Genomic DNA, 19,933 nt, shown 5'->3' with positions numbered 1-19,933 from the left:
GATCACAGCGCCTTGGCGACCTTGGCCCGCCACTTCTCCGGCAGGTCCGGGAGAACGGGTGCGACGTGCTCGGACAGCTCGCCACGTCGTTGCATGGTCAGGGCGAACACGTCGCCCACCGTCACCCCGTGCTCGGGCCGGGAGATCACCTCGACGCCGTCGCCCGCGGTGATCCGGCCCGCTTCCTCGACCGCGAGGTACGCGCCGGGACGGCCGTGCTCGGTGAAGAGCTTGATGAACTGCTCGACGTCCCAGAAGCCCTGGAAGACCCGGCACGGCTGGCGGGGCCCGGTCACGCGCAGCACCGCCGAGCCGATCCGCCAGCGCTCCCCGATCACCGCGGCGCTGGTGTCCTGGCCTGTCAGGCTCAGGTTCTCCCCGGCGTTGCCCGGGACGAGCTCCCGGCCCAGCTCGGCGGACCAGTACCGCAGCTCCTCGACGTCGAAGGAGTAGGCCGCCTGGTACCACGCGCCGTGGTGCTTGGTGTCGCACACGGAGTCACCGGTCACGCCGGTCCCGGTGAACTCGACCGGTCCGGTGACCGGGCGCTTGTCGATCCCCGTCCGGCCGGCCCGCCCCGTCCAGGCACCGGTCCACACCACCGCGACGTTCACCGATTCGACGTAACCCACGCGCCCCAACCTAATCGGCGCCCGCTCCGCCCGGTCACAGCACCCGGCGGACCGAGTCCAGCGCCTCCCGGGCCTCGTCGACCAGCACCCGCACCAGCCCGGCGGCCCGCATCGGCCGGGCCTGCGCGTAGGTCTGACCCGCCCACAGTGACATCGCCTCCGGGTCGCCCGCCTTGCCCGCGGCCCCGCGCACCGGCTTGGTCAGGTGGTGCAGCTGCGGGTACGCGGCAGGCGCGTCGGCGCGGTGCTCGGTGAGGAACCGGTTCACCAGCCCCCGGGCCGGACGCCCACTGAAAGCCCTGGTCAGCTCGGTCTCACGGGCACCGGCCGCGATCGCCTCGCGCTGGGTGGGCTGGGTGCCCGCCTCCTCGCAGACCAGGAACGCGGTGCCCAGCTGCGCGGCGACCGCACCCGCCGACAGCACCGCGGCGACGTCCGCGCCGCGCACCAGCCCACCGGCCGCGACCAGCGGGAGGTCCACCTCGGCGGAGATCACCCGGAGCGCCGCGAGCAGCCCGTAGAGCGGGCCGCCGCCGGAGAACCGCTCGTCGTCCTCGAAGGTCGCGCGGTGCCCGCCCGCCTCGGAGCCCTGCACGCAAAGCACGTCCGCACCGGCCTCGGCCGCGATCCGGGCCTCCTGCGGGGTCGTCACGGTCACGGCCACCTCGGCGCCGACCTCGTGCAGCCTGTCCACTGTGGATTTGCTCGGTGCGCCGAAGGTGAACGACACCACCGGAACCCGCTCGGCGATCACCAGCTCGACCTTCGCCTGGTAGTCGTCGTCGTCCCAGTGCGGAGTCCCCGCCCGCACGCCGTAGCGCGCCGCCTCCGCCTCGACGGCCTCCTGGTACGGGCCGAGATCGGCGTCGCGGCGGGCACCCGGCACGAACAGGTTGACGCCGAAGGGCTCGTCGGTGAGCTCCCGGGTCTGCTCGATCTGCGTTCGCAGGGCTTGTTCGGAGAGGTAGCCCGCGGCGAGGAACCCCAGTCCGCCCGCCGAGCTCACGGCCGCGGCCAGCGCGGGCGTGGAGACACCGCCCGCCATCGGCGCGGCGATCACCGGTACCGGTCGATTCGTGATCATGTTCCGGACCCTAACTCCGCTCGGCAGCCGGGCGCAGCGCTCGTTCAGGACCTGTGAACGCCGCCGGTCACAACAAGAAGTGGGCGGGAACCCGACGCCTGGGTTCCCGCCCACTCGCACCATCGCGATCTATCCGACACCCCGCCACAGGGCCGCTGGTGCGTCTTGGGTGGGCCGCCCGCGCAGGAACGGGCGGCCCACGGTCCTACCCGCTTTAGAACTGCGCGGCCTCGGTGGAGCCGGCCAGCGCGGTGGTCGACGAGTCCGGGCTGATCGCGGTGCTGATCAGGTCGAAGTAGCCGGTACCGGCCTCGCGCTGGTGGCGGGTCGCGGTGTAGCCGTCCTTCTCCGCGGCGAACTCGCGCTCCTGCAGGTCCACGTAGGAGGTCATGCCGTCCTGCGCGTAGCCCTTGGCCAGGTCGAACATGCCGTAGTTCAGCGAGTGGAAGCCGGCCAGCGTGATGAACTGGAACTTGTAGCCCATGTGGCCGAGCTCGCGCTGGAACTTGGCGATGGTGCTGTCGTCCAGGTTCTTCTTCCAGTTGAACGACGGCGAGCAGTTGTAGGCCAGCATCTGCTCCGGGTACTTGTCCTTGATCGCCTCGGCGAACTGCTTGGCGACCTCCAGGTCCGGCTTCGAGGTCTCCATCCAGATCAGGTCCGCGTGCGGGGCGTAGGCCAGGCCGCGGGTGATGCAGGGCTCGATGCCGTTGCGGACCTTGTAGAAGCCCTCCGAGGTGCGCTCACCGGTGACGAACTGCTGGTCGCGCTCGTCGATGTCGCTGGTCAGCAGCGTCGCGGCCTGCGCGTCGGTGCGGGCGACCACGAGCGAGGGCACGCCGGCGACGTCGGCGGCGAGCCGGGCCGCGTTGAGCGTCTTGACGTGCTGGCTGGTCGGGATGAGCACCTTGCCGCCCAGGTGACCGCACTTCTTCTCGGAGGCCAGCTGGTCCTCCCAGTGCACACCGGCCGCACCGGCGGCGATCATGCCCTTCATCAGCTCGTAGGCGTTGAGCGTGCCGCCGAAGCCCGCCTCGGCGTCGGCCACGATCGGGGCCAGCCAGTGGATGTTCTCCGGCTCGCCCGCCTCCGGGTCCAGCGCCTCGGACCAGTTGATCTGGTCGGCGCGCTTGAGCGCGTTGTTGATGCGGCGGACCACGGCCGGGACCGAGTTGGCCGGGTAGAGGCTCTGGTCCGGGTAGGTCTCGCCCGCCAGGTTGGCGTCGGCGGCGACCTGCCAGCCGGACAGGTAGATGGCCTTGAGGCCGGCGCGGATCTGCTGGACCGCCTGGTTGCCGGTCAGCGCACCCAGCGAGTTGATGTAGTCGTTCTCGTGCAGCAGGTTCCACAGCCGCTCCGAGCCCTGGCGGGCCAGGGTGTGCTCTTCCTGCACGGACCCGCGGAGGCGGATGACGTCACTGGCGGAGTGGGTGCGCTCGATGCCCTTCCAACGGGGGTTGGTGTCCCACTCGCGCTGCAGTTCCTCAGCGGCCTTGGTCGCCCTCTCGCGGATGGAGCTCATGGTGTTCACCTTTCAGGGAGGCTCTCGCGGCGTGATGAACTCAGTCTTGGCGGCGCACAACCGAAAGACGACAGGAATTCCGTAGTAATTTTCTCGATTTTTCTGTTAGCATCAACGCCATGCCGGAGTTCATCACCGAAGAAGACCGTAATTTTTCTACCGACCAGGACCTTCTGGTGTTCGGTCAGCGGTTGCGGCACCTCCGCCGGGCCGCCGGGCTCACCCTGGTTGAGCTGGGCGAACGGGTCGGACGGGCGCCGTCGCAGCTGTCGCTGCTGGAGAACGGGCACCGCGAGCCGAAGCTGTCGCTGCTGCGCGCCCTGGCCGAGGCCCTGGGCAGCACGGTCGACGAACTCCTGTCGAAAAAACCGCCGAACCGCCGCGCCGAGCTGGAGATCGCGGTGGAGCAGGCCCAGCTCGACCCGCTGTACCAGCGGCTGACGCTGCCGCCGCTGAAGGTCGGCAAGCGGGTGCCGACCGAGGCGCTGGAGCACGTGCTCGCCCTCTACGAGGAGCTCAAGCGCCGGGAGACCAAGCAGGTCGCCACCCCGGAGGAGGCGCGCAAGGCCAACGCCGAGCTGCGCCGCACCATGCGCGAGCACGGGAACTACTTCCCCGAGATCGAGAAGGCCGCCGCCGAGATCCTGGACAAGGTCGGCTACACCGGCGGCGCGCTGTCCGAGGGCGTGATCCAGTCGATCGCCACCCACCTCGGCTACGGCCTGCGGTTCGTCAACGACCTGCCGCGCTCGGTGCGGTCGGTGACCGACCTGCGCCACCACCGGATCTTCCTGCGCCGGGAGTCGCTGGGCATGCACAGCCCGCGCACGATCCTGCTGCAGACCCTCGGCCACCTGACCCTCGGGCACAGCCAGCCCCGCGACTTCGCCGACTTCCTGCGCCAGCGGGTGGAGGCGAACTACTTCGCCGCCGCGGTGCTGGTGCCGGAGCGCGCGGCGGTCAGCTTCCTCCAGCAGGCCAAGCAGGAGCGCGACCTGGCGGTCGAGGACCTGCGCGACGTGTTCTCGGTGTCCTACGAGATGGCCGCGCACCGGTTCACCAACCTGGCCACCGAGTACCTGGGGCTGGTCTGCCACTTCGTCCGCAACGACGAGACCGGCATCATCTACAAGGCGTACGAGAACGACGGCCTGGTCTTCCCCAGCGACCCGGCGGGCGCGATCGAGGGCCAGCGGATGTGCCGCTACTGGGCGGGCAGGCAGGTCTTCGCCTCCCAGGACCGCTACTCGACGTACTACCAGTACACCGACAAGCCGGGCGCCACGCACTGGTGCGTCGCCCACGTCGACCCCAGCCGCGGCCGGGACTTCGCGATCACCCTCGGCGTCCCCTACACCGAGTCCCGCTGGTTCCGCGGCCGCGACACCACCAACCACTCGAAGTCGATGTGCCCCAACGGCGAGTGCTGCCAGCGCCCGCCCGCCGAGCTGGCCAGCCGCTGGCAGGGCATGGTGTGGCCGTCGGCCCGGGCGCACTCGCACGTCCTGGCCGCGCTGCCGTCGGACACCTTCCCCGGCGTCGACGAGGCGGACGTGTACTCGTTCCTGGAGTCCCACCAGGTGTGAACCGGCAGCCACCACGGCTGCCGGTTCAACCGGTCAAGGTCGCTTGCGCGGCAGCAGTTCAGCCGGAACCACGGACACCGGGAACGGCCGCTGCGCCTCGAACACCTCGGGGCCGCTCGCCTTGGCGATCAGCTCGTACTCGTCTTCGTCGTTGAGCTCGAACGCCGTCAGACGTGGCACGAGGGGGTCGATCACCCAGTAGCTCGGCACTCCGAGCTGACGGAAAGCCAACCAGAGAGCACCGACGGAGAGTTATCGCGCGAACACCGAGCGCTACTTCTTGCCCTTGGCCTTGTCGTCCTTGCCCTCGTCGGTGGACAGCGCGGCGACGAAGGCTTCCTGCGGGACCTCGACCCGGCCGATGGTCTTCATCCGCTTCTTGCCCTCCTTCTGCTTCTCCAGCAGCTTGCGCTTCCGGCTGATGTCACCGCCGTAGCACTTGGCGAGCACGTCCTTGCGGATCGCGCGGATCGTCTCGCGGGCGATGATCCGCGAACCGATCGCCGCCTGGATCGGCACCTCGAACTGCTGGCGCGGGATGAGCTCGCGCAGCTTGGTGGCCATCTTCGTGCCGTAGGCGTAGGCCGCGTCGCGGTGCACGATCGCGCTGAAGGCGTCCACCGGCTCGCCCTGGAGCAGGATGTCGACCTTGACCAGGTTCGAGCTCTGGGTGCCCGCCTCCTCGTAGTCCATCGACGCGTAGCCGCGGGTCCGGGACTTGAGCTGGTCGAAGAAGTCGAACACGATCTCGGCCAGCGGCAGCGTGTAGCGCAGCTCGACCCGGCTCTCCGACAGGTAGTCCATGCCCGACAGCTGACCGCGCCTGCTCTGGCACAGCTCCATGATCGTGCCGACGAACTCCGACGGCGCGATGATCGTGCACTTGGCGACCGGCTCGTGGACGTCGCCGATCTTGCCCTCCGGCCAGTCGGACGGGTTGGTGACCTCCAGCTCCGAACCGTCCTCCATCCGCACGTGGTACACGACGTTCGGGGCGGTGGAGATCAGGCTGAGGTTGAACTCGCGTTCCAGCCGGTCGCGGGTGATCTCCAGGTGCAGCAGGCCGAGGAAGCCGCAGCGGAACCCGAAGCCCAGCGCTCCGGAGGTCTCCGGCTCGTAGGTCAGCGCGGCGTCGTTGAGCTGGAGCTTGTCCAGCGCCTCCCGCAGCAGCGGGTAGTCGGTGCCGTCCATCGGGTACAGGCCCGAGTACACCATCGGCTTCGGGTCGCGGTAGCCGCTCAGCGGCTCGGCCGCGCCGCCCTTCTCCGAGGTGACGGTGTCGCCGACCTTGGACTGGCGGACGTCCTTCACACCGGTGATCAGGTAGCCGACCTCGCCGACGCCGAGGCCCTTCGACGGCTTCTGGTCGGGCGAGATGATCCCGACCTCCAGCAGCTCGTGGGTCGCGCCGGTGGACATCATCCGGATCCGCTGCCGGGGCGTGATCCGCCCGTCCACCACCCGGATGTAGGTGACCACGCCGCGGTAGGTGTCGTAGACCGAGTCGAAGATCATCGCCCGGGGCGGGGCGTCGTCCACGCCCTCCGGCGGCGGCACCTGCTTGACCACCTCGTCGAGCACGTCGCCGACGCCCTCACCGGTCTTGGCCGACACCCGCAGCACGTCCGAGGGCTCGCAGCCGATGATGTGCGCCAGCTCGGCGGCGTACTTCTCCGGCTCGGCCGCGGGCAGGTCGATCTTGTTGAGCACCGGCACGATCTGCAGGTCGTGCTCCATCGCCAGGTACAGGTTCGCCAGCGTCTGGGCCTCGATGCCCTGCGCGGCGTCGACCAGCAGGATCGCGCCCTCGCAGGCGGCCAGCGAGCGGCTGACCTCGTAGGTGAAGTCGACGTGCCCGGGGGTGTCGATCATGTGCAGCACGTGCTCGGTGCCGTCGACCACCCACGGCAGGCGCACGTTCTGCGCCTTGATCGTGATGCCGCGCTCCCGCTCGATGTCCATCCGGTCCAGGTACTGGGCCCGGTAGTCGCGCTCTTCGAGCACCCCGGTGAGCTGCAGCATCCGGTCCGCCAGCGTCGACTTGCCGTGGTCGATGTGGGCGATGATGCAGAAGTTCCGGATGCGCTCCGGGGGCGTGAAGGTGGTGTCGGCGAAGCTGCTCACTCAGTAATCCTTGGGGGTGGTCCGTGCGGGAAGCTCGGGTGGATTCACCCCATGGTCCCACGGCGTCGCGCGTGCCCGGTGCCCAACTCCGGGTCTTCCCCGATGCCGACCTGCTGGGACCGGTGTTGTGCTGGTCGTATGAACGGCTTGCGATCCCGCGCCCTCGACCTCGCCTTCGGACATCCGCGCGGTCTGCTCGGCCACGTCGGCGGGATGCTGATGGCCCGCGCCAACGCCGAGACCGAACTCCAGGTGGTGCGGCTCGCGAAGCTGCGCGGCACCGAACGGGTCGCGGTCATCGGCCCCGGTCCCGGCATCGGCCTGCGCGCGGCGGGTGAGCAGGCGGCGTGGACCGTCGGGATCGAACCGTCGGAGCGGATGCGGCAGGACGCGGCCGACCGGTGCGCCGCGCTGGTCAAGGCCGGGAAGGTGGAACTTCGGGACGGCACCGCCGAGCGGACCGGGCTCCCGGACTCGGACTTCGACGTGGTGATCTCGGTGAACAACGCGCAGCTGTGGCCGGACCGCCCGGCCGCCCTGGCGGAACTGCACCGGCTGCTGCGCCCCGGCGGGCTGTTCCTGCTCTCGACCCACGAGCGGTGGCTGCCCGGCGGGAGGGCCGGGCTGGACGCCGACGTCCGGGACGCCGGGTTCGACGACGTGCAGACGTGGGCCTGGCAACCGCGGGCGCGCGGGATGACGCCGCAGGCGCAGGTGCGGGCGCGGCGGGCGACGGTGTGATCAGGGCTCGCGCACGTCGACCCGCAGCGGGTGGTCGGCGGGGATCTCGACCAGCACGATCGGCATCCCGTCCGGATCGGCCAGCCACGCCTCGTGCAGTCCCCAGGGCTTGACCTCCGGCTCGGCCCGCACGGTGACCCCGAGCCCGCGCAGCCGGGAGAACTCGGCCCGCACGTCCCGCACCTGCAACCAGAGCGCCTGGTTCCGTCCGGAGTCGTGGTCGGCACTGCCGGACAGCTCCAGGAAGCCCTGCCCGACAAAGAACACGGTGCCGCCGGGGAACTCGCGGTAGATGGCCAGCCCGAGGACGTCGCGGTAGAAGTGCAGTGACCTGTCGGGGTCCACCGGACGCACGATCATCCGGCCGCTGAGGATCTCCATGCACCCGTTGATACCCGCTCACCGCGTTCACGCAACGCCGAGCAGCACGACTCCGGCCAGCACGACGGCAGCACCACCCAGACGGCGTCCGGCCTGGGCCTCGCCGAGGACTCGCCACGCCAGCAGCCCGGCGAGCACGATGCTCAGCTCGCGGGCGGGCGCGACCATGCTGACCGGCGCGATCCGCATCGCGAACAGCACCAGGATGTAAGCCAGCGGCGACAGCACCGCAACCGCCAGCACCTCTGTCCGGTGGTCCCGCCAGATGCCGGCGATCCGCCCGCGCTGCCGCACGGCGTAAGGCGCGAGCAGGAACGTCCGCATGGCGTTGTTCGCCCAGTCGAACACCAGCGGTGACAGCGCGAGCGCGGTCACCGCGTAGGCGTCCCAGACGGTGTAGAGGGCGATCAGGGAACCGGTGAGCAACCCGAACCCGATCCCGGCGAAGCTCGCCGCCGAGCGGGGCACGCCGTCCGAGAACCCGATGACGAACACCCCGAGCACGACCAGCAGCCCTCCGGCGACGCCAAGCACGCCGGGCCGCTCGCCCAGCACCAGGATCGCGATGACCATCGACAGCATCGGCCCGGTGCCCCTGGCCAGCGGGTACACCACCGACATGTCCCCGACGGCGTAGCCGCGCTGGAGGAACACGAAGTACCCGAGATGCAGCACAGCGGTGACGAACACGGCGAGCAGGCCGATGTCCCACTCCGGCAAGCCGGTCCACAGCGCGGAGACCGCCGCGACCGGCAGGTAGAGGGTGGTCGAGCAGGCGGCGCCGAGCCACACGAACCCGGGCCCGGCAGTGCCAGCGCGCTTGGCGAAGAAGTTCCAGCCCGCGTGCGCGAAAGCGGCGGCGATGACGAGCAGGACGGCGACGATGCCCACGGAACCCTTTCCGTGCCGCGCGGGCGCGCGACATCGAGGTTCCTCCAGGCTTTTGTCCCGTCAGATGTGTGAGCACGTCCCGCAGTGCTCATCAGTGCCGCTCGGACCGGTCCTCACCGCTCCTGGTTGTGGGATGCGCGGCGGAGCGGGAGCGGAACCCTAGGCACAACCGTGCACGACCGTACCCCGCGGCCCCGCACCGCGCGCCTGCGATTTCGATCACCGGACGCGAACGAGCCCCCGTCCGGGGCGGACGGGGGCTCGTTCGAAGCCTCAGCGGCCTCAGACCACGCGCACGCCGGTGGCCTGCGGGCCCTTCTGGCCCTGGGTGATCTCGAAGGTGACGGTCTGGTTCTCCTCGAGGGTCCGGAAGCCGTTGCCGTCGATCGCCGAGTAGTGGACGAAGACGTCAGCGCCGCCACCGTCCGGGGCGATGAAGCCGAAGCCCTTCTCCGAGTTGAACCACTTCACAGTGCCCTGTGCCATGTCTGTCTCCTCAACAGATGCCGGGTACCGGCAGCCGCACCGTGCTGCTGCCGGGGCCTATTCCAGACGGCGAACTTCTCCAGCTTGCAGGAGGACAGATTCGCGCCCGCAACTTTCGCGAGCGTGTCTAACACGAACACAAAACTCGGCCACCCATATCCAACCACACCCCGGGCCCCCGCATTCCCCCGCCTCGGAGATTTTTCGGGCTACCCGCCCAGCGCCAGCTTCCAGCCCAGGCTGACCACCAGGCCCACCACGACGGTGAGGAACACCCGGCGCACGAACCCCGACCCGCGCCGCGCCGCCAGGGTCGCCCCCACCACGCTGCCCGCCATGTTGCTGGCGGCCATGGCCAGGGCGAGTCCCCAGAGGATCTTGCCCGCGGGGATGAAGAACGCCAGGGCGCCGACGTTGGTCGCGACGTTGACCACCTTCGCGGTGGCCGAGGCGGTGACGAAGGCGTAGCCGATCATCCCGACCAGCAGGAACACCAGGAACGAGCCGGTGCCCGGTCCGGCGATGCCGTCCCAGAACCCGATCACCGCGCCGCCGGCGATCATCAGCGCGATCTGCCCGCGCCTGCCGTACCGAGGCTGGTGGTCGGTGCCGAGCTCGGGCTTGCGCCAGGTGTAGATGCCCACCAGCACGAGCGCGACGAGCACGACGATGTTGAGCACGCCGGACGGGAGCAGGTCGGCGAACACCGCGCCGCCCAGCGAACCGAGCAGCGCGACCAGGGCCATCGGCAGCGCGCTGCGCCAGTCGATCGGGGTCGTCCGGGCGTAGGTCCGGGCCGCCGCGGTCGTGCCCGCGACCGCCGCGACCTTGCTGGTGGCCAGCGAGTAGATCACCTCGCCGCCGGGGACCAGCAGCAGCATCGCCGGGAGCTGGATCAGCCCGCCCCCGCCGACGATCGCGTCGACCGCGCCCGCGAGGAACGCGGCCGCGCAGAGGAAGAGGAGCCCCGCGAGGGAGAGGTCTGCGAATCCGGGCCAGTCCAACGCGGTGAGCACGAGGTCCGAGCCTATGGCGCGATCATCGCCGGAAGCGCCGAATGTGAGCGCCCTCGCAGGGCACGGCGCCACCGCCACCGCGACCGGGCGGCCACCGGCCCGCTGTTAAGATGGTCGACCGTGCCGTGCGGCATTCCGCCCAGGAGGAAAGCTGCCCCGGCAGCGCCACTACAGCGCGGCACAGCTGATCACGTAGACGAGAAAGAGGCGTACCAGTGGCCAACATCAAGTCCCAGATGAAGCGGATCAAGACCAACGAGCAGAACCGGCAGCGCAACAAGGCCGTGAAGTCCTCGCTGAAGACCGCGATCCGCAAGTTCCGCGAGGCCGCTGACGCCGGCGACAAGGACAAGGCCGTCGAGCTGCAGCGGGCCGCCGGCCGCGCGCTGGACAAGGCCGCGAGCAAGGGCGTCATCCACGCCAACCAGGCCGCCAACAAGAAGTCGGCGCTGGCCAAGCGCGCCAACCAGCTCTGAGCCTGGTCGGGCTTTCCGAAGGGCCCCTTCTCCTGCCGGGAGGAGGGGCCCTTCGGTTGTTCAGGACCGGTTCGAACGGAGCTCGACCAGCCGCAGGACCGCGCGCTCCAGCGCGTAGTCGGCGTCGGCGGCGATCCCCTTCACACCGGCGTTGACCTCGGCGACGGTCCGCAGCGCCTCCGCGAGGCTCGCGCTGTTCCAGCCGCGCGACTGGGCCAGCGCCTTCTTGACCTTCCACGCGGGCATGCCCAGCTCCCCCGCCAGCCGGAACGGGTCGCTGCGGCCGACCGACGCCACCCGCCCGATGGTGCGGACCGAGTCGGCGAGCGCGTCGGCGATCAGCACGTGCGGCACCCCGAGCTGCAGCGCCCAGCGGAGAGCTTCGAGCGCGCCCGTCCGGTCGCCGGTGACCGCCTTCTCGGCGACGGCGAAACCGGTCACCTCGGCCCGGCCCCGGTGGTATCGCCGGACCGCGGCGTCATCGACCTTGCCGCCGGTGTCGGCCACCAGCTGCGAGGCAGCCGACGACAGCTCCCGGAGGTCGGAACCGACGGTCTCGATCAGCGCGCTCACCCCGGCCGGATCGATCTTGCCACCGGCGCGCCGCACCTCGTCGCGGACGAAGGACTCCCGCTCCGCGGACTTGGTGATCTTGTTGCACTCGGTCACCCTGGCTCCGAGCTTGCGGAGCGCGTTGGGCAGTTCCTTGGCGTTCTTCCCCCGGCCGCCACCGGAGTGGACGACCACGAGGATGACTCCCTCGGCCGGCTGGCGGGCATGCGCCAGGACCGCCTCGGCGATCTCCTTGCCCGCCTCCTGCGCCCCCTCCAGAGCGACCACGCGGACCTCTGCGAACAACGACGGACTGAGCATTTCGTCGAGCTCGGGAGGGGTGAGTTCGCTCACCTTCACCCGGCGCAGCTCGGTCTCCGGATCGGCCGCCCTGGCCGCTCCCACCGCGGCCCACAAAGCTCGGTCGACCAGCAGTTCTTCCTCGCCGAGGATGAGGTACAGCGAGTCGGGGACCACTGCCGGTGCGCTCATAGGGGGATCGTCCCACGCCCCGCCGACCGTCCCGGATGCTGGATCGCCCTGGCCAGATGCTGACGCGGTCCCGTAACGTCACCGCCACAACCGAATAGCTCATCCAGAGGGGTAGAGGGAACGGCCCGTTGAAGCCCCGGCAACCATCTCGGCGAATCGTGTGCGAAGCGCGAGGCCGCCGACGAAAAAGGTGCCAATTCCGACCCGTCCGCGGGACAGATGAGGAAAGGACCTCGCGATGACCGCTGCCGCCCATGTCCAGACCGGCGCGAAGAAGACCTTCGATCTCGGCAACGCCGTCGAACTGGTGTCCAAGGAAGAGGGTCACCGGCAGCCGCTGGCTCCGGAGTTCGTCTCCCTCGAGGACTTCTCCCCGCTTGAGGTCGCCTACGACTTCGGCCGCATCCGCCGCGAGGACATCGAAGCCGGGCCGCGGTCGATCTGGCGGTACAAGCAGCTGCTCCCGGTTCCGTCCAATGTGGAGGAGCACCCGAACACCGAACCGGGCTGTACCCGGCTGGTGCGTGCTGACCGGCTCGCCAAGGCGCTCGGCGTCAAGCGGATCTGGGTCAAGGACGACACCGGCAACCCCACCCACTCGTTCAAGGACCGCGTGGTCGCGGTGGCCCTGGCCGCCGCCCGCGAGTTCGGCTTCAAGGTCCTCGCCTGCCCCTCCACCGGCAACCTCGCCAACGCCGTCGCCGCTGCCGCGGCCCGCGCGGGCTGGGACTCGGTGGTCCTGGTCCCGTCCACGCTCGAGCGCGCCAAGATCCTGATGAGCGCCGTCTACGACGGCTCGCTGCTCGCGGTGGACGGCAACTACGACGACGTCAACCGGCTCGCCACCGAGCTGGCCGCCGAGCACGAGGACTGGGCGTTCGTCAACGTCAACGTCCGGCCGTACTACTCGGAGGGCTCCAAGACGCTGGCCTTCGAGGTCGCCGAACAGCTCGGCTGGCGGATCCCGGAGCAGATCGTGGTCCCGATCGCCTCCGGCTCCCAGCTGACCAAGGTCGACAAGGGCTTCCGCGAGCTGGCCCAGGTCGGTCTCGTCGAGGAGAGCCCGGTCCGCATCTTCGGCGCGCAGGCCACCGGCTGCTCCCCGGTCGCGAGCGCGTTCAAGCAGGACCACGACGTGGTGCAGCCGGTCCGCCCGGACACCATCGCGCGGTCGCTGGCGATCGGCGCCCCGGCCGACGGCCCGTACGTGCTCGACGTCGTGCGCCGCACCGGCGGTGCGATCGAGGACGTCACCGACGAAGAGGTCATCGAAGGCATCCAGCTGCTGGCCCGCACCGAAGGCATCTTCGCCGAGACCGCGGGCGGCGTGACCGTCGCGACGGCGAAGAAGCTCATCGAGGCCGGCAAGATCGACCCCGATCAGGAGACGGTCCTGCTGATCACGGGTGACGGCCTGAAGACGCTCGACGCGGTGCAGGACCGGGTCGGCCCGAAGGCGACCGTCGCTCCGAGCACCGACGCGGTCAACGCGGCGCTCGGCCTCTGACGACCTGGTTCCCGGTAATGCGCCGGGAGTCGCGAAGCGATGCTGTTGCGGTCCGGGCCCTTCGTCGTCCGGGCCGCAACAGCGCGTTCATCTTGGTGACATGTTGGCCTCCTGCTTGATGTTCTGAGCAGAGCGAGTTGCTATCGCTTGGGGCGGAGCGGATCCCCACGGGTCACGAGCCGTGGACCGTTCGGCCCCGGCAGTACGGCTATGTCTCCTTTCTCGTCGGTGCGTGCGACCGCCGCACCCGTCTGGGCAAGCGCGCTGAGGATCAGCGGGCTCGGGTGTCCGTAGCTGTTGCCCGCGCCGACGCTGATCAACGCGAGCCGGGGGCGCACCGCTGCCAGGAAGCGCGGTGTCGTGTAGCGCGAGCCGTGGTGCGGGATCTTGAGCACGTCGGCGCGGAGATCCGTTCCCGAGCCGAGCAGCTGGGACTGCCCGGACAGCTCGATGTCACCGGTGAGCAGGATCCGGCCGGCCGGGGTGGTCGCGCGCAGCACGATCGACGCGTCGTTGGCGTCGTCGGCCGAGCGTGTTCGGGCCAGTTCTCCGCGCGGTCCAAGGACATCCAGAACCAGCGCGGGCCACCGCGCCTGCTGGCCGGCCGCGAGCTCGATGACCGGAACACCGAGGCTCCGCGTGTCGCGGAGGATGTCGGTCATCGCCCACGCGGGCTCGCGCAGGCCGCCCATCGCGACCGCACCGACCGCGCTGTGCACGAGAACGGCACGGAGGCCACTCACGTGATCGGCGTGCAGGTGGGTCAGAACCAGCAGCGGCACGCGCCGGATTCCCAGTCGCCGCAGGCATTCCGCGCTCAGCGTCGGGTCCGGCCCGGTGTCGACCACCACCGCTTCGGAGGGGCGGCCGGTCGCGAGCACCAGCCCGTCGCCCTGACCCACGTCGCAGGCGATCATGCTCCAGCCCCTCGCGGGCCAGGCAGGATCGAGCACCCGGACCGGAACCAGCACCACTCCGACGACCAGCACCAGCGCAGCTGCGGTCCAGCGAATTCTCTTGTGGCGCAGGAGAACCAGCACCGCCAGAGCCACGCCCGCCAGCAGCAGACCACCAGCGCTGCCCGATGGCCACGCGAACACCGCACCGGGCACCGCCGCGGCGTGTTCGGCCACCGCGATGGTCCACCGGAGTTCCGGTCCCGCGAGCCACACAGCCGCATCCGCCAGCCACGACGACAGCGGTGCGCAGATCGTCGCCACCACTCCCAGCACGGTCGCGGGTGCGATGACCGGCCCGGCCAGCAGGTTGGCGACCACCGCGACCGCGCTGACCTCGCCGGAGATCGCCGCGACCAGAGGTGCCGTTGTCAGGTGGGCCGCCGCCGGAACCGCCACCGCCTCGGCGATGCCCACCGGGACTCCCCTGGCGTGCAACGCCGCCGACCACAGCGGGGCGAGCAGCACCAGGCCCGCAGTCGCCGCCACCGACAATGCGAAGCCGACCGTGCTCGCCAGCTCGGGTGCGACCAGCAGCAGGACGATCACGCTGGCGGCCAGCGCCGGTAGCGCGGAACGCTCCCGGCCGAGGATCAGCGCGAGCAGGGCGATGGTTCCCATCACCGCCGCGCGCAGGACGCTCGGCTCCGGGCCCGCGAGCACGACGAAGCCGACCATCGCGAGCCCGCCACCGATCGCTGACAGGACCGGTCCCAGGCCCAACGCGTGCAGCAGCAGGAGAACCGCACCGCACACGATCGCCAGGTTCGCGCCTGATACCGCGACCAGGTGTGAAAGTCCGGCGTCGTTGAAGTTCTGCATGACTTCGGGCGGGAGGGCATCGGTGTCGCCGACGACGAGCCCAGGCAGCAGTCCCGCTGCGGCCGGGTCGAGTACGTCGTTCGACGCGCGTCGGAGACCGTCGCGCAAGTCCTCGGCAAGCCGTTGCCATTCCGGTGCGGCGGCCACCGCTTCCGGAGGTCCGAAGACTCGAAACACCGCGACCGTCGTCTCGCCCGGCCGCGGGGGCGCAAGCTTGCCGCGAGCGGTGACCTCCTGGCCGGCGTCCAGCTCCTGCCAGCCCTGCGCGGGGACCAGCAGCACCACCGATCCGCCCGTGCGCATGCGGTGCTTCGAGACCTCGGCGACCCGGAGCTTGGCACGGACGAACGCTCTGTCCTGCGCTCGCCGGTCCCCGTAGGACGCGCCCTGCACAGGGGTCGGCGAGTCTTCGATGACCGCTTGAACCGTGGCGCGCTCGCCGTGTTCGGACGCACTCCGCAGGGGGTGCCGCTCGATCTGGTGCATGCGGAGGGACACCCCGGCAGCCGCGACACCGGTGAGGATCAGGACCGCGAGGACTCCTCGAACCCACCGGCTCGATCGGCCGGCCAACGCCACCACCGGGGTCAGCAGCACCACTGCGGCGGCCACGATCGCGGTCGGCAGCCACCCCGCGTACAGACCGACCAAGGTCGTCGCCCACACCGACAGCGCTGCCGGGACCAGTCGCAGGTCGAGGAGACGCCGCTGCGGGGAGTCCGCCGCGGTGCTGTTCACGTCCGGACCAAGTCGCGGAGCCGGGAGAACCGCGTGTCACCGATCCCACCCACCTCCCGGAGCTGGTCCACCGAGTTGAAGCGGCCGTTTTCCGTGCGCCACTGCACGATTCGCTGTGCCGTGACTTCGCCGACGCCTGGTAGTTCATCGAGCTGCTCCTCTGTCGCTGTGTTGAGATCGAGCCTTTTGTCCGCCGGGCCTGCGGACGAGTTCCCGGGCTGGCCAGGTGGCACGGGCACGCCGACGTAAAGCTGCTCCCCGTCGGCGAGACGTCGCGCCAGGTTGAGCGCGGTGATGTCGACATCCGGTTCGGTTCCACCGGCCTGCTCCAGCGCATCGGCGACGCGGTCGCCTGGGCGGACCGTGACCAGCCCTGGCCGGGAGACGCGTCCGACCACGCTCACCACCAGTTCCGCGGGTGGGGAGCTGGAGGTGGGCGACAGGACCGGTGGTGCGACCGGTGGTTGCGGCACGGGTTCGGCCTCGGGCCGCGAGGTCCATGCGGTGAGGCCGACGACGCCGAGCAGCACCAGGGCAGCCACGCTGAGCGCGATCAGCCCGGCACGACCGGGGTCCACTCTGGACTCCAGCCACGATGGCGGCAGCCAGCGGCGCGCCATGCGGTGCATCGGTTTGCGGCGGGTCGGCGGCGACACCGAGTAGCCCGGCCCCGCACGTTCCTCGGCGGAGTCCCGGCTCGCGCTCATTCGCAGCGAATCCAGCCGCTGCTGCGGGCCGGTCGGTTCGTCTGCCGGGTCGGACGTTGCGCGGAAAAGTGAGAAGATCGACATGAATCCGACGGTAGAGCGCCGGAAAACCCCCGCACAGACCCAAAATCCGAACCTGTGGACAAACCAGGTCCCTGTGGATAACTCCTCACCGGAACCAGCGAAGCGAGCCGTCCGGACGTGTCGGTTCGAGGCTGCAGGGCGAGTCGGTCACGCGCCCGGGTGCCAGACCGGGCGTGTCAGTTCGAGGGCTTCCAGCCGCCTGGGAGGACGACCACGCCCACTGCTCCGGGCCCGATGTGCGCGCCGATCACGGCACCGACTTCGGACACGACGCACTCCGCGTGCGGGAGGCGGTCCCGAAGCCGTGCGCCGAGTTGCTCCGCCCGCTCGGGCGCGGCCAGGTGGTGCACCGCGATCGCGACCGGGCCCGAACCCGCCGCTCGCAGCGAGACCTCCAGCAGCCGGGTCATCGCGCGGGACGTCGTGCGGACCTTCTCCAGGGCGTCGATCCGGCCTTCGTGGACGTGCAGCAGCGGCTTTATCGCCAGCGCGGTGCCAAGAACGGCCGTGGCCGTGCCGATCCGCCCGCCACGGCGCAGATATTCCAGCGTCTGCACGGAGAACAGGGTGGTGGTGCGCTCGGCCGTCAGCGCGGCTTTGCTTTCCACAGCGGAAAGATCCGCTCCCGTCTCCGCGGTCGCCGCAGCCGCCAGCACCGAGAAACCCAGGCCCATCGCGGTGGATCTGGAGTCGACCACGCGCACCCGCTGCGGATCGACGTCGCGGGCCGCGAGCCGGGCGGCGTCCCACGTTCCCGAGAGGCGTCGCGACAGGTGGATCGAGACCACGCCTTCCGCGCCGCCGTCCAACGCCGCCCGGTACGCCCTCGCCAGCTCCGCGGGTGTCGCTCCCGAGGTCGTCACCCGGTGCTTGCGGTCGAAGGCGCGAGCCAGCTCCCCTGGGCCGAAGTCCGCCTCACCGACCGCGGCTGCGCCGTCCACGCTGACGTGCAGGCCGACACTGCGGACCCCGTAGCGCTCGGCGAAGCCTTCCGGCAAGTAGGCCGTGGAGTCGGTGACGACTGCGATGGACACGCGCCAACCCTAATCGCAGGCGCGGCGCACGCCCGGAGGGTCATCCTGGGACGCCGCCGTTGTACGTGACCAGGCGCCAGCGGTGGTCGTTGCTGCTGCGGCGGGCGAGGAACACCCAGTGGCAGTTGGCGATGCCGCCCAGACCCGGCCACAACTCCAGCGGGAGGCCCAGCAGCTTCGCGGTCAGCCCGGTGATCAGCCCGCCGTGGGCGCACAGCAGCGCGGTGCCGCTGTGGGTGAGGTCGAGTTCGTCGACGACTTCGGAGGCGCGCTCGGCGACCTCGACGCGGGACTCGCCGCCCGGCGGAGCCCAGGTCGGGGTGGCCCGCCAGGTGCTCATCGCGCCCGGCCAGCCGTGCTCGACCTCGGCTCCGCTCAGGCCCTGCCACTCCCCCAGGTGCGTCTCGCGCAGCCGCTTGTCCAGCCGCGGCTCCATGCCGCTGACCTCGGTGAACGCCGCCGCCGTCGACCTGGCCCGGTTCAGGTCCGAGCTGAGCACGACCTCCGGCTGGAACCCGGCGACCACCGGGGCTGCCGCCGCGGCCTGGGTCCGGCCGGTCTCGGTCAGCGCGGTGTCGAGGTGGCCCTGGAGCCGCCCCGACGCGTTGTACTCGGTCTCGCCGTGCCGCCAGAGCAGGAGCCGGTCCAGCGTCACTCCGAACCGCTCTCGTCGGCCGCCGGCTCCGACGGCGCGTCGCGGTCGGTGAACTCGATGCGGGGGCAGTCCTTCCACAGCCGCTCCAGGCCGTAGAAGGCGCGCTCGTCGGCGTGCTGGACGTGCACCACGACGTCGACGAAGTCGAGCAGGACCCAGCGCCCCTCGCGGGCGCCCTCCCGGCGGACGGGCTTGGTGCCCGCCGCGCGCATCTTCTCCTCGACCGCGTCCACGATCGCCTCGACCTGCCGCTCGTTGTCGGCGGAGGCGATCATGAAGCAGTCGGTGATGACAAGCTGCTCGGAGACATCCAGCAGGACCACGTCGGTGGCCTTCTTGTCCGCCGCTGCCTGCGCCGCTACCAGGGCCAGCCTGCGGGCGTCTTCAGTGGCTGCCACGTCACTCCTCTCGGGTGGGCACCGGGTGCGACCCACGCCGGGTAGAGGATAGCCATCCGCAACACCCGGGAGGGCAGGTCCTCACCTCGGCGAACGACTCCGCGTGACGCATCTCGCCGCCGCGGGTCAGTCGTCCGAGGACCCCGGCCCCCATTCCGGCTCCTGGTCCTCGCGGTACAGGCCGCGCTTGGTGATGTACTGGACGATCCCGTCGGGCACCAGGTACCAGACCGGCAGACCTGCCCGGACCCGCTGGCGGCACCCGGTGGACGAGATCGCCATGGCGGGGATCTCGACCAGCGACACCGCGCCCTTCGGGAGGTGCTCGCCCGCGAGCTGGTAGCCGGGGCGGGTGACGCCGATGAAGTGCGCGAGCTCGAACAGCTCCTCCACCCGGTGCCAGGAAAGGATCTGCTCCAGCGCGTCGGCACCGGTGATGAAGTACAGCTCGGCGTCCGGGTAGATCCGGCGCAGGTCGTTGAGGGTGTCGGCGGTGTAGGTGGGGCCGGCGCGGTCGATGTCGACCCTGCTGACCTGGAAGCGCGGGTTGGAGGCGGTGGCCACCACCGTCATCAGGTAGCGGTCCTCGGCCGGGCTGACCACCTCGTGCGTCTTCTGCCACGGCTGCCCGGTGGGCACGAAGACGACCTGCTCCAGCCCGAACTGGGCCTGCACCTCACTGGCGGCCACCAGGTGCCCGTGATGAATGGGGTCGAAGGTGCCACCCATGACACCGATCCGGCGCCGACGAGACATGGTTGGACAGCCTACGAGGTCCGCGTCCGGGTCCGCGCGGGTCGGGTCGCGATCGTGGCCGCGATCACTCCTCCGGCGCGAGCAGTTCGCCGGTCGCCGCCTCGCGCACGCTGATCGCCTCGACCGGGCAGGACTCGGCCGCGTCGATCACCTCGTCGGCCTGCTCGATCTCGGCTTTGCGCGGGCAGGCGAAGCCGTCGACCAGCTCGAAGTGGTCGGGAGCCGTTCCGACGCACATGCCCGACCCGATGCAGGTGTCGGAGTCCACATCGATCAACCACGCCATGCTGCTG

General features: G+C 70.5%; 21 protein-coding genes and 1 riboswitch. Of the genes, 4 read left to right on the top strand and 17 right to left on the bottom strand.

The window, feature by feature from the left end; all coding sequences use genetic code 11:
- Window positions 1-2: 2 nt before the first annotated feature.
- The 3 genes from ABD691_RS03145 to aceA all read right to left on the bottom strand — a co-directional run bounded on the left by ABD691_RS03145 (window position 3) and on the right by aceA (window position 3,238).
- Complete coding sequence (locus tag ABD691_RS03145) at window positions 3-632, bottom strand: MOSC domain-containing protein (protein ID WP_344677815.1); 630 nt, start codon at window positions 630-632, stop codon at window positions 3-5.
- Between the two features lie 34 nt (window positions 633-666).
- Window positions 667-1,839, bottom strand: coding sequence for an NAD(P)H-dependent flavin oxidoreductase (locus ABD691_RS03140; protein ID WP_344677814.1), 1,173 nt, complete (start codon window positions 1,837-1,839; stop codon window positions 667-669).
- Window positions 1,840-1,930: 91 nt separating this feature from the next.
- On the bottom strand, window positions 1,931-3,238 hold the full coding sequence (aceA, locus tag ABD691_RS03135) for an isocitrate lyase (protein WP_344677813.1): 1,308 nt from the start codon (window positions 3,236-3,238) through the stop codon (window positions 1,931-1,933).
- Window positions 3,239-3,357: 119 nt separating this feature from the next.
- Here aceA and ABD691_RS03130 point away from each other — a divergent pair, with 119 nt between their 5' ends.
- On the top strand, window positions 3,358-4,824 hold the full coding sequence (locus ABD691_RS03130) for a helix-turn-helix domain-containing protein (RefSeq protein WP_344677812.1): 1,467 nt from the start codon (window positions 3,358-3,360) through the stop codon (window positions 4,822-4,824).
- A gap of 33 nt (window positions 4,825-4,857) precedes the next feature.
- Here ABD691_RS03130 and ABD691_RS03125 read toward each other — a convergent pair whose 3' ends face one another.
- Window positions 4,858-5,055 carry a Uma2 family endonuclease gene (locus ABD691_RS03125; RefSeq protein ID WP_344677811.1) on the bottom strand — a complete coding sequence of 66 codons (198 nt, stop codon included), beginning with the start codon at window positions 5,053-5,055 and terminating at the stop codon, window positions 4,858-4,860.
- A 42-nt stretch (window positions 5,056-5,097) separates the two neighbouring features.
- On the bottom strand, window positions 5,098-6,948 hold the full coding sequence (gene lepA, locus ABD691_RS03120; RefSeq protein ID WP_344677810.1) for a translation elongation factor 4: 1,851 nt from the start codon (window positions 6,946-6,948) through the stop codon (window positions 5,098-5,100).
- A gap of 138 nt (window positions 6,949-7,086) precedes the next feature.
- On the opposite strand from lepA, the gene ABD691_RS03115 reads away from it, so the two are divergent.
- Complete coding sequence (locus ABD691_RS03115; RefSeq protein ID WP_344677809.1) at window positions 7,087-7,689, top strand: class I SAM-dependent methyltransferase; 603 nt, start codon at window positions 7,087-7,089, stop codon at window positions 7,687-7,689.
- Here the strand turns inward: ABD691_RS03115 and ABD691_RS03110 are convergent, their stop codons facing one another.
- The 4 genes from ABD691_RS03110 to ABD691_RS03095 all read right to left on the bottom strand — a co-directional run bounded on the left by ABD691_RS03110 (window position 7,690) and on the right by ABD691_RS03095 (window position 10,463).
- The gene (locus tag ABD691_RS03110; protein ID WP_344677808.1) at window positions 7,690-8,070 is read right to left on the bottom strand and encodes a VOC family protein; all 381 of its coding nucleotides are present in this window, start codon (window positions 8,068-8,070) and stop codon (window positions 7,690-7,692) included.
- A 27-nt stretch (window positions 8,071-8,097) separates the two neighbouring features.
- A complete protein-coding gene (locus ABD691_RS03105) occupies window positions 8,098-8,961 on the bottom strand; it encodes an EamA family transporter (RefSeq protein WP_344677807.1) in 864 nt (287 codons plus the stop codon).
- A 282-nt stretch (window positions 8,962-9,243) separates the two neighbouring features.
- Window positions 9,244-9,447 (bottom strand): cold-shock protein, encoded by a 204-nt coding sequence (locus ABD691_RS03100; RefSeq protein ID WP_344677806.1) that lies wholly within the window; start codon window positions 9,445-9,447, stop codon window positions 9,244-9,246.
- A 209-nt stretch (window positions 9,448-9,656) separates the two neighbouring features.
- Window positions 9,657-10,463 (bottom strand): sulfite exporter TauE/SafE family protein, encoded by an 807-nt coding sequence (locus tag ABD691_RS03095; RefSeq protein ID WP_344677805.1) that lies wholly within the window; start codon window positions 10,461-10,463, stop codon window positions 9,657-9,659.
- Window positions 10,464-10,678: 215 nt separating this feature from the next.
- Here ABD691_RS03095 and rpsT point away from each other — a divergent pair, with 215 nt between their 5' ends.
- The gene (gene rpsT, locus ABD691_RS03090; RefSeq protein ID WP_344677804.1) at window positions 10,679-10,939 is read left to right on the top strand and encodes a 30S ribosomal protein S20; all 261 of its coding nucleotides are present in this window, start codon (window positions 10,679-10,681) and stop codon (window positions 10,937-10,939) included.
- A 60-nt stretch (window positions 10,940-10,999) separates the two neighbouring features.
- Here the strand turns inward: rpsT and holA are convergent, their stop codons facing one another.
- Window positions 11,000-11,983 carry a DNA polymerase III subunit delta gene (gene holA, locus ABD691_RS03085; RefSeq protein WP_344677803.1) on the bottom strand — a complete coding sequence of 328 codons (984 nt, stop codon included), beginning with the start codon at window positions 11,981-11,983 and terminating at the stop codon, window positions 11,000-11,002.
- Window positions 11,984-12,079: 96 nt separating this feature from the next.
- A riboswitch (SAM riboswitch) is annotated at window positions 12,080-12,209 on the top strand.
- A 12-nt stretch (window positions 12,210-12,221) separates the two neighbouring features.
- Here holA and thrC point away from each other — a divergent pair.
- Entirely contained in the window at window positions 12,222-13,490 is a 1,269-nt protein-coding gene (gene thrC, locus ABD691_RS03080; RefSeq protein WP_344677802.1) for a threonine synthase, read from the top strand.
- Between the two features lie 140 nt (window positions 13,491-13,630).
- On the opposite strand, the gene ABD691_RS03075 is transcribed toward thrC, so the two are convergent.
- The 7 genes from ABD691_RS03075 to ABD691_RS03045 all read right to left on the bottom strand — a co-directional run bounded on the left by ABD691_RS03075 (window position 13,631) and on the right by ABD691_RS03045 (window position 19,926).
- Window positions 13,631-16,006 carry a ComEC/Rec2 family competence protein gene (locus tag ABD691_RS03075; protein WP_344677801.1) on the bottom strand — a complete coding sequence of 792 codons (2,376 nt, stop codon included), beginning with the start codon at window positions 16,004-16,006 and terminating at the stop codon, window positions 13,631-13,633.
- Window positions 16,003-16,797, bottom strand: a complete 795-nt coding sequence (locus ABD691_RS03070; RefSeq protein ID WP_344677800.1) for a ComEA family DNA-binding protein — start codon at window positions 16,795-16,797, stop codon at window positions 16,003-16,005. Before ABD691_RS03070 ends, ABD691_RS03075 begins: the two co-directional genes overlap by 4 nt.
- Before the next feature lie 176 nt (window positions 16,798-16,973).
- On the bottom strand, window positions 16,974-17,831 hold the full coding sequence (locus tag ABD691_RS03065; RefSeq protein WP_344677799.1) for a DegV family protein: 858 nt from the start codon (window positions 17,829-17,831) through the stop codon (window positions 16,974-16,976).
- Window positions 17,832-17,871: 40 nt separating this feature from the next.
- On the bottom strand, window positions 17,872-18,486 hold the full coding sequence (locus tag ABD691_RS03060; RefSeq protein WP_344677798.1) for a histidine phosphatase family protein: 615 nt from the start codon (window positions 18,484-18,486) through the stop codon (window positions 17,872-17,874).
- The gene (gene rsfS / locus ABD691_RS03055; protein ID WP_344677796.1) at window positions 18,483-18,884 is read right to left on the bottom strand and encodes a ribosome silencing factor; all 402 of its coding nucleotides are present in this window, start codon (window positions 18,882-18,884) and stop codon (window positions 18,483-18,485) included. Before rsfS ends, ABD691_RS03060 begins: the two co-directional genes overlap by 4 nt.
- Before the next feature lie 126 nt (window positions 18,885-19,010).
- Window positions 19,011-19,640 (bottom strand): nicotinate-nucleotide adenylyltransferase, encoded by a 630-nt coding sequence (gene nadD / locus ABD691_RS03050; protein WP_344677795.1) that lies wholly within the window; start codon window positions 19,638-19,640, stop codon window positions 19,011-19,013.
- 64 nt (window positions 19,641-19,704) lie between these two features.
- Window positions 19,705-19,926, bottom strand: coding sequence for a ferredoxin (locus ABD691_RS03045; RefSeq protein WP_344677794.1), 222 nt, complete (start codon window positions 19,924-19,926; stop codon window positions 19,705-19,707).
- Window positions 19,927-19,933 lie beyond the last annotated feature (7 nt).

This window comes from Saccharopolyspora taberi (assembly GCF_039534165.1).
In the GTDB taxonomy this organism is placed as follows: domain Bacteria; phylum Actinomycetota; class Actinomycetes; order Mycobacteriales; family Pseudonocardiaceae; genus Saccharopolyspora_D; species Saccharopolyspora_D taberi.
Note: the sequence above shows the minus strand (reverse complement) of the source record. Positions and strands in the feature narration are given on the sequence as shown.